The organism is Spirosoma endophyticum (assembly GCF_900112365.1).
GTDB classification, from domain to species: Bacteria; Bacteroidota; Bacteroidia; order Cytophagales; family Spirosomataceae; genus Spirosoma; species Spirosoma endophyticum.
Window position 1 is genome coordinate 42,649 of record NZ_FOLQ01000026.1, and the last position, 15,079, is coordinate 57,727.

The following is a 15,079-nucleotide window of genomic DNA, read 5'->3' on the forward strand; positions in this document are numbered from 1 at the left end:
ATCGGAATCAGCTGCTGTAGCCAAAACCGGGCTTGGTCCAGGCCATGAGCAGGCTATTCTCAAAGGAGCCGTCCACATTCCTGGTTTTATTTTTCATTCGACCTTCCTGTACAAACCCCAGGCTATGATAAAGCCCAATTGATTTTTGATTGGATGCTCTTGATTCAAGTTCTATTCGGCCTACCTCTGGAAACGTTTGCTGCACTTCTTCCAGAAATGAACGAAAGAGCATTTTGCCGACGCCTTTCCCTTGATAGTCAGGATGAACGGCAATCGTTAGTCCTGTCAATACGTGGTCGAAAATGAGTAACCCATATTTCGAAGCATGTATTCCGGCAACGATTTGATTCGTCACATCCATCGCAACCAGCATCAATCCCTGACTCTCGATTGTACAGAACAGGTTGTCAACGTATTGCTCTGTTATTTCAGGTTCTGTACGGGCAATCCCCTGACTAACCCGAGCAACGTGCCGATGTAATTCAATAATCGCTTTTTTGTCTTCAACGACTGCCTTCCGAATAATGACCATATCAATTCGCAATTATTGCCATGGCACGTTTTATAGGGAAAAACATTGCAGAGAAAAGCTTCATTAGCTGACTGCTTGCTAGACTTTTAGACCTAAAAATTCATGTTATTTTGGAATATGGCCTTTTTGTTTAGCTAAAGTCAAACTCATTGTTAACAAATCTTATTCCGCCAGAACTCAATTTTAGCCAATAAACAAGCACTGAAAGGACCTGAACCCTAAGTTAAATATTCCTTATGTGGTAATTTTATATTTGCATTAATATTATAAAACTTTATTAAAATCATCCATAAAGTAAGACATATCCAATACTGCTTAAATTCATGGATGATTGTATCGCTATTCCTTACACCGCATCGGATAAGCTGGTGAATGTAAATTCCCTAATCTTCATGGGCGGAATCAGGTAATTCTGATCCGACTCAGTGCTAACGACTCGCTCTGATTTTCCCAGGGCTTCAAGGTTATTGAGCATGATAATCGGGCTTTCGTTGAAGCGAAAATTCTTCACCGGGTGCTTAATCTTGCCATTCTCAATGTAGAACGTACCATCGCGGGTAAGGCCTGTGAGAAGGATGGTCTGTGGGTCGACTTCCCGGATATACCAGAGTTTAGTGACCAGGATTCCACGTTGCGTGCTTTTGATCATGTCCTCCAGCGAAGATGTACCACCCATAACGATTACATTGTTAGGGTTTGGAGTCGCCTTTTTACCTTGCTTTTGAGCCCAATACCGGGAATAGGCCAGGTTTTTTACAACACCCTTCTCAATCCACATCGTCTTTTCCTGCGGGCGCCCATCGCCCGACCAGGGTGATGCTGGTAATTCGGGGTTAGTTGGATCGGAGTAGATGGTAATACGTTCATCCACGATCTTGTCGCCCAGCCGCGATTTGCCTCCCGACTTGCTAAAATAGGAGCGGCCTTCGTCGGCCGAGCGGGCATCCATGTTGAAGAAGATGTTTTCGAGCAGTACAGCAGCCGCTGTGGGCTCCAGAATAACGGTGTATTTACCTGGCTCGATGGCGCGGGCCTCCGCCGATCCCTGCGCTTTCTGAAGTGCAATGCGGGTAGCCGCGGCCGTATCTAATTTGGAGAAATCGCTGTAGCCCCGTGCTACGTAGCCCGAGCCTTTTCCATCGTTCGTGCGGACGGTCAGGGAGAAGTTGACGTTGGTGCTGGGGTGATAGGCAAAGAGTCCCTTTGAATTCATCATGGCCGAATAGCCATACGTATCTTGCAGGAATCCGGCACCCACCAGATTCTGTTCCCGCGAAAGCTGTAGACTTTTGATAACGGCATCAGCCCGGATATCGGGTGTGATTTTAGCCGTGGAATCAAAAAAACCGTTCGATTTTAGATACTGTTGTGGGCCCAATACACCCACATGCTCAGGGTTTTCTGGAGCCAGTTGAGCCAACTCTTCCGCCCGGCGCACTACCTTTTCGAGCGATGCATCGTCGAACTCGTCAATGGTGGCAATGCCGACTTTTTTGCCAAATGATGATTGAACCTGTAAGTTCTTATTAATCAACGAGCCACTGGTTGATACTTCGTTACGAGCGTAGCGGAGGTTACCACCTGCCTGGCCTGAAAGGTTAACTTCACATTCGTCGGCTTTAGAATAGGAGATAACCTTTGTAAGCAGTGCTTTGGCCTCTGCTTCGGTGAGTATGATTGCCATAATTTATAGTCAATAGTCAACGGTCGATAGGTAACAGGTAGTAGTTGCCAGCACGCTTACTGATGATTACTACCTGTTACCTATCGACTAATTTCTATATTTTTCTTGCCGTATTGATTACATTGACGCCATTAAATCGGGCGGTAGAGCTGCCGTGGGAAACCGCGCTCGACTGCGAAGGCTGGCCTTTACCGTCGAAGAACGAACCGCCAAGCCGATAGTCTTTCTCATCGCAGACCTGCACACACGAATTCCAGAACTCCTGGGTATTTGACTGATAGGCAACGTCTTTGAGCATACCGGCAATCTGACCGTCCTTGATTTCGTAGAACAATTGCCCACCAAACTGGAAATTGTAGCGTTGCTGGTCAATCGAGAACGAGCCGTCGCCGATGATATAAATGCCTTTTTTGACATCCTTGATCATATCCTGCACCGACAGGGGTGTTTTGCCCGCTTCCAGCGATACGTTGGCCATGCGCTGGAACTGCACCGAACTCCAGTTGTCGGCATAGCAGCAGCCTTGGGATTCTTTCTCGCCGATGATGTGGACCTGATCGCGGATGGCCTGATAGTTCACCAGTGTACCATCCCGTACCAAATCCCATTTCTTGGTTTTTACCCCCTCGTCGTCGTAACCAACAGCACCTAGTGAGCCTACCTGCGTTTTGTCGGCAATGAGGTTCACCTGCTTGCTGCCATAATTAAAGTTTTTCGACTGCCATTTATCGAGCGTTGCGAAGCTGGTTCCGGCAAAGTTGGCTTCATAGCCCAGCACGCGGTCGAGTTCGAGGGGGTGCCCCACTGATTCGTGGATGGTGAGCCACAGGTGTGAGGGGTCAAGAACAAGATCGTATTTACCAGCTTCCACCGATTTTGCGCTGTGCTTGGCACGGGCTTGTTTAGCGGCTGCTGTTACGTCCTCCAGCATGTCGTAACCCATGTTGTAGCGAGTCGTGACCCCGGTTATTTTATCAGAAGGATTTGCCTGGAGATATTCATAGCCCATGCCCATGGGCGCGCTCAAAGCGTTGCGGGTTTCAAACTTTCCCGTCTTGGGATCAATGGCCGTTACGTTGAAAATTGGCCAGATCCGGTGAATATCCTGATCGGCATATGTCCCATCAGTCGAGGCAAAATATTTCTGCTCGTTCACCATGAACAGCACCGAATTAACGTAGTTAGCGCCGTTTTTCATAGCCGCCCCGTTTACCGACATCAGCAGATCTACTTTCTCTTTGATGGGTACCTCGAAGGCATTTTTCTTGATCGGCGCTTTCCAGCTCACTTCACCAAAGCCTTTCTGTGGAGCCAGTTGTACCGGCTCTTTCATCAGTTTAGCATTCGCTTTGGCAATGGCCACAGCCGTTTCGGCAGCTTTGGCCAGATCAGCTTCACTTTTGGCATCAACCACAGCGGCAAATCCCCAGCAACCATCGGCAATCACTCGAACACCAACCCCATAGGACTCGGTATTGACAATATTCTGGACTTTGTCTTCGCGCGTAATGACAAACTGGTTCAGGTAGCGGCCAATACGTACATCGGTGTAGGTTGCTCCTTTGCTTTTAGCTGCGTTCATAGCGGCATCAGCCAGTCGTTTTTTTAGTGCTACGTCCATACCCTTTTCGAGCAGGGCTTCGGGGGCAACGTTACGGGAAAAAGCGGGGAGATTTGGCAATAGGATACCAGCGGTACCCATGCCTATGAGTTGATTAAAATTGCGACGATTCATGAAAATTAGTCCATAGTGGTGGGAAGTCACTAGTCGTTAGTCAGGAGTCGATAGTTGTTATATGCTATCGACTCCTGACTAACGACTAGCGACTATTAAACTGCATCTGACAAACTCGTGAACGTAAAGTCCCGAATCTTCATAGGTGGGATCATATTGCCACCTGCCCGAACCGGTTTTCCCAATGCTTCAACATTGTTAAGCATGATGACCGGACTTTCGTTGAAACGGAAGTTTTTAATAGGGAATTTGATCTGACCGTTTTCGATATAGAACGTACCATCGCGGGTCAGGCCGGTGTACAACTGCGTTTGTGGGTCAACGGCACGGATATACCAGAAGCGAGTGACCAGGATGCCTTTGTCCGTACTTTTGATCAGATCGGCCAGTGATTGGGTACCGCCCATCATAATGAATCCACCAGCAGGAGGTATTGGCTTAACGCCTTTTTTGTCAGCCCAGAAGCGAGAATAGAACATATTTTTGACCACGCCATTCTCGATCCAGGTTCGTTTTTCTTGTGGCAAGCCCAGGCCATCGCCCCCTCCACCGAAGCGGCCACCGCCACCTCCTCCGCCCCCGCCACCAAAGGGCGACAACGGTAAATCGGCATTCATTGGGTCCGTTATGATGGTTACCCGTTCGTCGAATAACTTCTCGCCAAGACGCGTACCGCCCCCTTTTTTGCTCAGGAAGCTACGTCCTTCGTCGGCATTACGGGCGTCCATACTGCGCATCATATTTTGCAGTAGCTCGACAGACGCCGTCGGTTCCAGAATGACAGTGTATTTGCCGGGTTCAATAGCCCGTGCACTCGCCGATGCCTGCGCTTTTTGCATGGCAATCTGCGTGGTGGCTTTGGTATCGAGTTTGCTAACGTCGTTTACGTCCGGATTGGCGTAGCCTGATCCCAGGCCGTCGGCTGTACGGACGGTGATCGAAAAATCAACGTTTGTCTCCCGATTATAGCCGAATAATCCTTTACTATTGCCGATGGCTACGAAGCCCGTAGTGTCTTCCATATAGCCAGCCGCCGTCAGATTATTTTTCCGGCAGGGATCGATGCTATCGAAAGCCGCATTTGCCCGAAATTCCGGGTCGATTTTAGCTGTACTTTCCGAATACGTATTGGTTTGAAGGTAATTTTGCGGCCCCAGCATCGGCATGTACTCCGAATTCTCGGGAGCCAGCCGGGCAATTTCCTCCGCGCGTCGAACGGTTTTTTCCAGCGCTGCGTCGTCAAACTCGTTGATCGTTGCCGTACCGGATTTTTTGCCGAAAACAGCTGTCACGGACAATCCAAGGTTATTGGATTCGCCACTGGTTGACACCGAGTTACGAGCGTATCGGATATTTCCTGTGCGATTTCCCGATAGACTGGCGCTCATCTCATCGGCTTTCGAATAGGACAGTACTTTGTCGAGTATCTTCTTTGCTTCTTCTTTGGTTAAGATTGCCATTTTTTTAGTCGTTGATTGGCAGAAGTCGACAGTCGTTAGTCACTAGAAATTTACAGATGACTAACAACTGTTGACCAACTCTTATATTTTTCTTGCTGTATTGATCACATTAACACCGTTGAAGCGGGCTGTTGCACTACCGTGAGAAACCGCGCTCGACTGCCCAGGCTGGCCCTTGCCATCATTAAAGGCACCGCCCAGACGGTAATCGCTCTGATCACAAACGGCTACGCAGGAATTCCAGAATTCTTTCGTGTTGGCCTGGTACGCTACGTCCTTGAGCATGCCCGCAATCTGACCGTCCTTGATCTCGTAGAACAATTGCCCACCAAACTGGAAATTATAGCGTTGCTGGTCAATCGAGAACGAGCCATCGCCAATGATGTAAATGCCTTTTTTGACATCCTTGATCATGTTCTGCACCGACAGGGGTGTTTTGCCCGCTTCCAGCGATACGTTGGCCATGCGCTGGAACTGCACCGAACTCCAGTTGTCAGCATAGCAGCAGCCCTGGGATTCTTTCTCGCCGATGATGTGGACCTGATCGCGGATGGCCTGATAGTTCACCAGGATGCCGTCTCTAACAAGATCCCATTTCTTGGTTTTCACACCTTCATCGTCCCAGCCAACGGCCCCAAGTGAATCGACCTGCGTTTTATCGGCTACGATATTGACTTCTTTACTGCCATAGGCAAAATTCTTCGACTGCAATTTATCGAGTGTAACAAACGACGTACCGGCATAATTGGCTTCATAGCCCAGCACGCGGTCGAGTTCGAGGGGGTGCCCCACTGATTCATGGATGGTGAGCCAAAGGTGCGACGGATCGAGAACGAGGTCGTATTTGCCTCCTTCCACCGACTTCGCAGATAATTTCTCTTTGGCTTGTTTAGCCGCTGACGTAATGTCTTCCAGCATATCGTACCCTTTGTTATAGCGGGTAGTAATACCAGTCGATTTGTCTTTCGGATTGACCTGCAGGTAATCGTAGCCCATACCCATAGGCGAACTCAGCGAGTTACGCGTAGCAAAGCGTCCGTTCCCCGGATCAACGGCTGTTACAGTGAAGCTTGGCCCGATGCGGTGAATATCCTGATCAGCATACGTACCGTCAGTTGAGGCAAAATACTTTTGCTCGTTAATCTGGAACAATACGTTGTTCACGAAATTGGCGCCGTTTTGCATAGCTGCCGAATTGGCCGACAATAGCAAATCCACCTTTTCTTTGACGGGTACTTCAAACGCATTGCGTTTGATAGGTGCTTTCCAGCTCACTTCACCAAAGCCTTTCTGCGGAGCCAGTTGTACCGGCTCCGTTAATAAGCGGGAGTTCGCTTTCGCGATCGTTACGGCCGTTTCGGCCGCTTTCGCAACCACGGATTCATCCCGGGCATCGCCCACGGAAGCGAAACCCCAGCAACCATTGGCAATCACCCGAACGCCGACACCGTACGATTCGGAGTTGATGATAGCCTGCACTTTGTTTTCGCGCGTGAGGATGAATTGATTCAAATATCGGCCAATACGGACATCGGCATACGTAGCGCCTTTCGATTTAGCTGCGTTCAGGGCAGCATCGGCCAGGCGTTTTTTCATGGACACATCCAGACCGGGCTCCAGCAGGGCTTCGGGCGTGACAGTCCGGGAAAAGGCAGGGAGGGCGGGCATCATGATCCCGGCGGCTCCCATGCTTATAAGTTGATTAAAATCGCGACGATTCATGAAAATTGGTCAATAATGATTAGTCGATAGCCAAGAGTCGTCAATTGATAGTCAAAAGTCGTCAGTCGATAACTTGTTGTGTTACTGACTCTTGACTATCAGCTGACGACTATCGACTTTTATACTGCGTCTGATAAGCTCGTAAAGGTAAAGTCCCGGATTTTCAGGGGCGGAACAAGGTTACCACCGATGCGGACGGGTTTACCCATCGCTTCGAGGTTGTTGAGCATGATGATTGGACTTTCGTTGAAACGGAAGTTCTTCACCGGAAATTTAATCTGACCGTTTTCGATGTAGAACGTCCCGTCGCGGGTCAGGCCGGTATAGAGCAGCGTTTGTGGATCAACGGGTCGGATGTACCAGAACCTCGTTACTAAAATGCCTTTCTCTGTGCTCTTGATCATGTCAGCGAGCGATTGAGTTCCGCCTTCCATGATAAAATTCGCTGGTGGGGGAGTCGCTTTTACACCTTTCTTATCCGCCCAATAGCGCGAGTAATACATATTCTTGATGACGCCTTTTTCAATCCAGGTTATTTTTTCCTGAGGGCGTCCATCAGCACCGCCACCACCAAAACGACCACCGCCCCCGCCACCAAAGGGTGAAGTTGGGATTTCGGGGTTCGTCGGGTCCGAATAAATGGTTACACGCTCATCCATTAACTTTTCACCCAGACGTGTGCCACCCCCTTTTTTACTTAAAAAGCTACGGCCTTCTTCAGCATTGCGGGCATCCATCGAACCCATCATGGCCAGCAGGAGTGAGGCATCGGTATTGGCAACGAGCGCGGCTGGCTCCAGAATAACGGTGTATTTACCGGGCTCAATAGCGCGCGCACCAACCGATGCCTGCGCTTTTTGCATCGCAATTTCAGTTGCTTCCCGCGTGTTAAGTTTCGACGTATCTGTTACGTCGCGGGTGGCATAACCCGATCCCATACCATCGGCTGTGCGAACGGTAACGGAGAATTCAACACTTGTCTCCCGGTTATAGGCGAACAGTTCTTTACTATTGCCAATTGCCGTAAAACCGGTTGAATCTTCCATATATCCTGCGGCTGTTAGGTTTTGCTTGCGGCAGGGGTCAAGACTATCAAAGGCAGCCTGCGCCCGATAGTCAGGCGTAATGTTCTCGGTGTTACGTGAAAAAGGATCAATGGGCAAATAGGTTTGCGGGCCCAGCATCGGCATGTACTCTGAATTTTCGGGAGCCAGCCGGGCAATTTCCTCCGCGCGTCGAACGGTTTTTTCCAGCGCTGCGTCGTCAAACTCGTTGATCGTTGCCGTACCGGATTTTTTGCCGAAAACAGCTGTCACGGCTAGGGAGAGGTTTGTCGATTCGCCACTGGTCGAAACCGCGTTCCGGGCATATCGGATGTTCCCTCTGCGGCCACCCGTAAGACTGACGCTGGTTTCGTCGGCTTTCGCGTAGCTGAGCACTTTATCGATAATCTTTTTTGCTTCTGCTTTGGTTAAAATAGCCATTTTTTTGAGGTTCATGGTTTAGGGTATTCGGCAGGCTGACGCATCAGTAAGTTTATGCGTCAGCCTGCCGAATACCCTAAACTATTTTAAATCTTCCGTCCGGTATTAATAACGTTCACGCCGTTGAAGCGAGTGGTAGCACTGCCATGCGAGACGGCGCTAACCTGCGAGGGTTGACCTTTGCCGTCGAAGAACGAACCGAACGTTCGGTAATCGTCTTTGTCGCAAAGCTGAGCGCAGGAGTTCCAGAATTCCTGAGTGTTCGACTGGTAGGCTACGTCGTCGAGCATGCCCACGATTTCGCCGTTCTTGATTTCGTAGAACAATTGTCCACCAAACTGGAAGTTATACCGTTGCTGATCAATAGAGTAGGAGCCACGACCGATGATGTAAATGCCTTTGTCAACGCCTTTGATCATATCGGTAACAGAGCGTTTTTCTGTGCCGTGTTTCAGTGATACGTTCGGCATCCGCTGGAATTGAACCGAGTCCCAGTTGTCAGCATAGCAGCAGCCGTTCGACTCCTTTTCGCCCAGAATGGCCACCTGATCGCGGATAGCCTGGTAGTTGACCAGAATCCCGTCCTTAATCAGATCCCACTGCTTGGCCGGCACACCTTCGTCGTCGTAACCGACTGTGCCAAGCGTGTAAGGTTGGGTTTTATCCGCCACGATGTTCACCAGCTTGCTGCCATAGTTGAAGCTCTTAGTCTTCCACTTGTCAAGCGTCGCAAAACTGGTTCCGGCGTAGTTGGCTTCGTAGCCCAATACACGGTCGAGTTCGAGGGGGTGCCCCACCGATTCGTGGATAGTCAGGCCGAGGTGATTTGGGTCGAGTACCAGATCATACTTACCTGGTTGAACTGTTTTGGCCGTAAGTTTTTCCTTGGCCTGCTTGGCCGCCAATATGGCATCTTCGACCATGTCGTACGAATTACGATAGCCGATCAGCCCATTCAGAGCCATAATTTTTTCGGATGCCAGTCCGTCAAGGTATTCATACCCCATGCCCATCGGCGAGCTGAGCGCGTCGCGGGTTTTGAATTTCCCTACTGCCCGATCAACGGCCGATACGGTGAAGGTAGGCCAGACACGGTGGATGTCCTGATCGGCATACGTGCCATCAGTTGAGGCAAAGTACTTCTGTTCGTTTACGAAGAACAGGTTCGAGGTAACGAATGTAGCTCCGTTTTTCATCGCTTCGCCATTCACTTTCATCAGCAGGTCAATCTTCTGCTGAACCGGAATCTCGAAGGCATTTTTCTTGATAGGTGTTTTCCAGACTACTTCTCCGACTCCCTTTTGTGGAGCCAGGACAACTGGCTCCGTTAGAAGTTTAGAGTTGGCTTTGGCAATGGCTACGGCGGTTTCGGCACATTTGGCAATGGCGTCGGGCGTTACGTCGCTGGTCGCCGAAAATCCCCAGCAACCGTTGGCCAACACTCGGATACCTACCCCATAGGATTCGGCGCTTACGATGTTCTGCACCTTGGTTTCACGAGTAAACATGAACTGTTGCAGATACCGGCCAATGCGAACGTCGGTGTAGGTGGCGCCTTTACTTTTGGCTGCATTCAGCGCAACGTCGGCCAGCCGTTTCTTGGCGGCTGTATCAATACCTACACCCCGGCCGGCTGCGTCAATGAGGTATTCGGGCGATACAGAGTTGCCTAATACTGGAATTCCAGCCGTCAACAGGCCACCAATGCCCAGACTCGACAACTGGATAAAATCTCTTCTTTGCATGTACTGATTAAGTAGTTAATGAAGTTACTGGTTGATGATCGGGTAATTGTATTGATTGGAAAATACGAAGATGGCCAAAAATAGTGGATACACCAGCAAGGGTATTTTTTTTTGTGACGAATGGTAAATTGGTATTTAAGGATAAATACCCAATATTATTTTGGCTAGGTAGCCAGTCGCAGTTGACTCTGTAGGGCAATTAACCATGAAAATAGGCCGATATATCGCTACTGTACTAGGTAGTTTATACAGAACGTGCTGATTCTCATTCCTACCATTATGTATAAAGAAATAGTATTGGAGAGGATGATTCAAGACGACTTGGCATGAATCGTCTTGAGAGACTATCTCAGAACTCTGAATGCTGATGCTCCGAAAACACAACTGCCGTGATGGATTATTTCTCCATCACGGCAGTTCAATATATAGAAAAACAGCCGTTCCTATTTCTTGGCTTTTTTGGGATTAGCTTCCTTCGTTTCCTCCTTTTTTGCAGGCGCAGTTTTTGGGGCTTTTTCAGCCTTATCCGCAACGGCCGCTTTGGTCGCAGGTATTTCTTTTTCTGGAGCCGGTGTCGTATTCGCCACAGAACCTTGCACGAATGTCCCCCAGGTCAGGTTAACTTTTCCCGGCTGTGCTGTTTTAGCACGCTCAATGGCCATGTTAGCCGCGGCTTCAACAACCCAATCGAAATTCTCCTGACCAACCGAATGCACATCAGCGTCGGGGGCCGGGTTGCAGAAGTCAATGGCAATGGGGATACCATCGCGTACGGCAAACTCTACTGTATTAAAATCGTAGCCGAGACCGTGGTTCAGTTTCAGTACGTAGTCTTTAATGGTATCCAGCAGTTTTTTACCTGCGTCGCCGGTCGCTTTTAGCTCAGATGCGTAGCGGAGATGATGCGGATTGCGGGGCTCGTAGGGCATAATGAGCACATCTTTGCCGCCAATGCAGTAGCAACGAACGTAATCCGTGAAATCAATAGCTTCCTGATAAAGCATCACCAGTTGGCCCGTCTCATCATACGCATTGAACATTTGTTCCGGATTGTCCACTTTATAAACACTTTTCCAGCCACCTCCCGCATGGGGTTTCATAAACGCGGGGAAGCCGATGTGCGCAAAAATGCCTTCCCAGTTCATGTGGTTCAGGTTGCGGAACGAATTGTGCGTCGTGTCGTCGGGTCGTTCTTTAGAGGGAAGCAGAATAGTTTTCGGCACCGGAACGCCCAGTTGAACGGCCAGGGCATTGTTAAAAAACTTTTCGTCGGCACTCCACCAGAAGGGGTTGTTGATAACGGCTGTGCCGGTCAAGGCCGCATTTTTTAGAAATGCCTTATAAAAAGGTACATCCTGCGAAATACGGTCAATAATGACCGCGTAGTCGGTTGGTACACTTTGTTCGACCTGATCGATACTTACAAACTCAGCCTTAAACTTACTTTGTTTCTCATTGACCCGGTCTACAAATGCCTGAGGAAATGTATTTTCCTGCCCGAATAGAATGCCTATTTTTGTTTGTTTGCTCATAATGAGGGAGTTAAGTGTCGAGTAAAATAGCCTATGACAACAGGCTGCTAGTCTCCTGGTAAATTTATAGGAGCAAGTTGCAGTCCATTTTTAACTAAAACAAAAAAAGCCCGGCTTTAGTCGGGCTTTTGTCGTGGGCAGGAACGATTATACTACCGTCCGGTCAAGAAGGCGGATATGCGCCGTACAGGACGTGATACTGTTGATCCCGTTCCCAGCAATCGTGAACGCTCAATACGTAGCACGGTTCGGATGTGTTGTGTGGATTTCATCGTATTTGTTGTGTAGATAGTCAATGGAATGAGTGATGGATTAAAACTTTGCCGTTAAGCCCAGTTTCAGGGCTGATACGCCATAGCCTAACTCGGCAAAAGCGCCGACTTTAGGGCTAAATAGGACGCGTGCACCGGCATGGATACCAATAAATAAGCCACTATTATAGGAACTTGAGTAACCGTCGTAATAACTATAGCCGTACGAGTCACTATAACCTGCATGACGGAATCCCAACGTAGCCCCTACATATGGATCAAAACTACTGTTCTGTACATTTAAGGCTTCACCTAAGTGATAGGAGGCTCGTGCCCCCGCGTAAACGAATGTATAACCACTTGAATAATAACCATTGTTGTAGCGGAAATAATCGATTGAGCCACCTACTGAAAAGTTATTTTTACCCGCTACTTCTACGGATATTCCTATGGGTACACCGCCACCGTAGTAGGTTGCCAGGCCAATACCGGCATTCAGATACACATCGTGTTTCCCTGTAGTCCGGTGGCGTGTCATTGGAATTGGTCTCGTAACGGGCTGTGCTTGAGGCTGTGACTGATGAGCAGCCGTCGGGGCTGAGTTTGCTACAGGAGCTGGTTCTTGTGTCTGAGTTTTTAGGGTGGCTGTAGCAGCAGCGACTGGTTTTCTGACTGGTGTTGTTGCGACTTTGCCCGTTGATGCGTGGGGCCGGGGAGCTGCCTTTACGGCTGTTTTTCGAACAGGTTGTTGTGCCAGCGTTGTGCTGATCGTTAGGGCAAAGGTGAGGGCAAAAGCGCCTAATTTGGTAATGGTTTGCATAGATGACATTGTAGTTGTTGTTTATGGTTGTTTCTGAGGAACGGGACAAACCTACGGATGGAAGGGTAGGGTAGAACAGACTGTCCTACATGAATTGCATAAAGCACTACCTGAATTGTGAAGGTAGTCGGGTGAAGCGACTTCATTGAACATATAATGGAAGCTGACAAGAAGCATATGAGTGACGTAGCGCCGTTACGGTCGCCACTCAACCAAACCTTGGTGGTACCACGGTATGTATGCAACTAATCTGATAAAAGTGTACGACGATCTTAATTCCGGCCACAAACAGGACGTTGTACTGTAGTGGTACGGACGGAATCGGTACGCAAACTACTGTGAGTTTTGATTCGGCTAAATTGACACTCAATCCAGCAATGAGCGCTACCGCATGGGGTAGTAGGAACTTTTCCTGATCCAACGGTTGCCTACTCAATGTTAGACAACACAAGTATTTCTTTAAGTCCGGTTAGGGTTCTATTCGGTTATGATTCTATTACAGTGGAATTCCTAACTGTGATTATATACATTATATATATGCGCTATTAACCAACCTATATGGTACGTCTATTTCACCCTGATCGCCGATGTGTTTATCTAATACCGCCCACTTCCACAAAAGGGGTATGCGAACCAAAGATTCACTGGTGGGTGTAAGCTTCACGCCTGGCTCGGTCTTTGTTGAAGTAAGTTGGGTGAATTACATCTAGACACAAACGATAAGCTTTACAACTGAAGTGATTGTAGGGAGAAGTATAAGTCGTTTGGACTAACGAGAATGTTAACACCGGACAATACAGGAAGGAACGTTACCCCCATCATCGTGGGCAGCAGTGGAGTCGAAGTTCGGATCGATAACAACTCGTATGCTAACAGTATAAATTATTTTAATAAACAAGCTCAAGCTATTGCGAGTTTAGTAAGATAAAATCCACAAATGGATCGAGTTCGTTTATTATTTCCTCAACTTAAAGCAAGTTTGTCTGTAGCCATCTCACTGTGTATCAAGGGATGTTATGAGCATAACAATATAATAGGCTTTGGGGAGAAATAAAAGTGAAATTCGGATTGACAGGAATTCGAATGCAGAAAAAATTAGATTATTATAAAAAATAATGCTTATCATTGCAGTCGTGGATTAAGTAAGATGAAATCCTCGACCGCTTTAGCATTTATCGTTGCATCCATAAACTTTACTATCTTCCATTTATGAACATGAAAAAATTTACTTTTCTCTGGGCCCTAATCTTAATGGCTGCCTTGAGGAGCTATGGACAGCCTGATCCGGCGGTCACTGCAGCTAGTGTGTTGCCCAATCCAGCCGCAGGTGTTGGCGGTCCCATAACTATCAGTTTCTCCATTGGTAATAATGGCTCAGTGCCCATCACCGGCGCTGATGACATTAACCAGATGGGTTTTTCCATCTCGCTGGGGAAAGCGGGTGCTGTACCTAATAACGTAAGTGCCTTGTCGGGTAGTATCCTGACCTATTTCAATGTCTCATATGTAGCGTCAGGTAATGGCTACTATGCCTTTGTCGGTCAGCAGAAAACGGGGGTTGCTATCCCCGCTAACACCTTGCTGAGCGCGGTAATCTCAGCAACCGTGGCGGTAGCAACGGATTATTCAGGTCCTAATTCAGCGGTGGCTGATATTGGAGCTTCCTGCAACATTGCGCCTAGTCCAACTTCGTTAGGAGTTCAAGTACCAGGAAACGATTTTCTGTCTAGCTACACCCGCACGGCGGCTCCTATGCCAGTCTCGTTGGTGTATTTCAAGGCGGATGCCCAAGCCAACAAGACAGTGGATGTGAGCTGGCAGACCTCCATGGAGAGCGGTAACAAAGGGTATGTAGTCGAACGAAGCAAGGATCTGAAGAGTTTCGAGCCTATTGGGGAGGTAAATGATGTGGCGGTGAACAGCACCAGTCTGAACACCTACAAGTTCACGGATGCCAATCCCTATCGGGGTACCAGCTATTACCGCTTGAAGCAGTTGGATTTATCGGGTACTAGCCGGACCTACTCAGCCGTACCGGTTACGCTTGATGGGGTGTATGGCGTGTACCCCAACCCAATAGCTTCGAATAACTTCACGGTCTCCCTGGATGAGCC

At 48.5% G+C, this 15,079-nt stretch carries 10 protein-coding genes; 1 reads left to right on the forward strand and 9 read right to left on the reverse strand.

Translation table 11 applies throughout. The features are described from left to right. Window positions 1-7: 7 nt before the first annotated feature. The 9 genes from BM202_RS31760 to BM202_RS31800 form a co-directional block, all read right to left on the reverse strand. Window positions 8-532, reverse strand: coding sequence for a GNAT family N-acetyltransferase (locus tag BM202_RS31760; protein WP_093833844.1), 525 nt, complete (start codon window positions 530-532; stop codon window positions 8-10). 346 nt (window positions 533-878) lie between these two features. Beyond that, window positions 879-2,216: a TldD/PmbA family protein gene (locus BM202_RS31765; protein ID WP_093833845.1), complete on the reverse strand. Its 1,338-nt coding sequence runs from the start codon at window positions 2,214-2,216 to the stop codon at window positions 879-881. 94 nt (window positions 2,217-2,310) lie between these two features. Beyond that, complete coding sequence (locus BM202_RS31770) at window positions 2,311-3,951, reverse strand: TldD/PmbA family protein (protein ID WP_093833847.1); 1,641 nt, start codon at window positions 3,949-3,951, stop codon at window positions 2,311-2,313. 95 nt (window positions 3,952-4,046) lie between these two features. Further along, on the reverse strand, window positions 4,047-5,411 hold the full coding sequence (locus BM202_RS31775; protein ID WP_093833849.1) for a TldD/PmbA family protein: 1,365 nt from the start codon (window positions 5,409-5,411) through the stop codon (window positions 4,047-4,049). Window positions 5,412-5,492: 81 nt separating this feature from the next. Further along, window positions 5,493-7,133 (reverse strand): TldD/PmbA family protein, encoded by a 1,641-nt coding sequence (locus tag BM202_RS31780; RefSeq protein WP_093833851.1) that lies wholly within the window; start codon window positions 7,131-7,133, stop codon window positions 5,493-5,495. A 119-nt stretch (window positions 7,134-7,252) separates the two neighbouring features. Next, window positions 7,253-8,617, reverse strand: coding sequence for a TldD/PmbA family protein (locus BM202_RS31785; protein WP_093833869.1), 1,365 nt, complete (start codon window positions 8,615-8,617; stop codon window positions 7,253-7,255). Between the two features lie 86 nt (window positions 8,618-8,703). Continuing rightward, a complete protein-coding gene (locus BM202_RS31790) occupies window positions 8,704-10,362 on the reverse strand; it encodes a TldD/PmbA family protein (RefSeq protein WP_093833853.1) in 1,659 nt (552 codons plus the stop codon). 443 nt (window positions 10,363-10,805) lie between these two features. Continuing rightward, window positions 10,806-11,894 carry an ATP-grasp domain-containing protein gene (locus BM202_RS31795; protein ID WP_093833855.1) on the reverse strand — a complete coding sequence of 363 codons (1,089 nt, stop codon included), beginning with the start codon at window positions 11,892-11,894 and terminating at the stop codon, window positions 10,806-10,808. 312 nt (window positions 11,895-12,206) lie between these two features. Continuing rightward, entirely contained in the window at window positions 12,207-12,974 is a 768-nt protein-coding gene (locus tag BM202_RS31800; RefSeq protein WP_245776874.1) for a hypothetical protein, read from the reverse strand. A 1,206-nt stretch (window positions 12,975-14,180) separates the two neighbouring features. On the opposite strand from BM202_RS31800, the gene BM202_RS31805 reads away from it, so the two are divergent. Next, window positions 14,181-15,079 (forward strand): fibronectin type III domain-containing protein (locus tag BM202_RS31805; RefSeq protein WP_143100816.1); only part of this gene is annotated, 899 nt, incomplete at its 3' end.

Coding starts and splice junctions, on each gene's coding strand:
- BM202_RS31780 (WP_093833851.1), bottom strand. CDS start 7,133: ATGAATCGTCGCGATTTTAATCAACTTATAAGCATGGGAGCCGCCGGG.
- BM202_RS31760 (WP_093833844.1), bottom strand. CDS start 532: ATGGTCATTATTCGGAAGGCAGTCGTTGAAGACAAAAAAGCGATTATT.
- BM202_RS31795 (WP_093833855.1), bottom strand. CDS start 11,894: ATGAGCAAACAAACAAAAATAGGCATTCTATTCGGGCAGGAAAATACA.
- BM202_RS31775 (WP_093833849.1), bottom strand. CDS start 5,411: ATGGCAATCTTAACCAAAGAAGAAGCAAAGAAGATACTCGACAAAGTA.
- BM202_RS31800 (WP_245776874.1), bottom strand. CDS start 12,974: ATGTCATCTATGCAAACCATTACCAAATTAGGCGCTTTTGCCCTCACC.
- BM202_RS31790 (WP_093833853.1), bottom strand. CDS start 10,362: ATGCAAAGAAGAGATTTTATCCAGTTGTCGAGTCTGGGCATTGGTGGC.
- BM202_RS31770 (WP_093833847.1), bottom strand. CDS start 3,951: ATGAATCGTCGCAATTTTAATCAACTCATAGGCATGGGTACCGCTGGT.
- BM202_RS31765 (WP_093833845.1), bottom strand. CDS start 2,216: ATGGCAATCATACTCACCGAAGCAGAGGCCAAAGCACTGCTTACAAAG.
- BM202_RS31785 (WP_093833869.1), bottom strand. CDS start 8,617: ATGGCTATTTTAACCAAAGCAGAAGCAAAAAAGATTATCGATAAAGTG.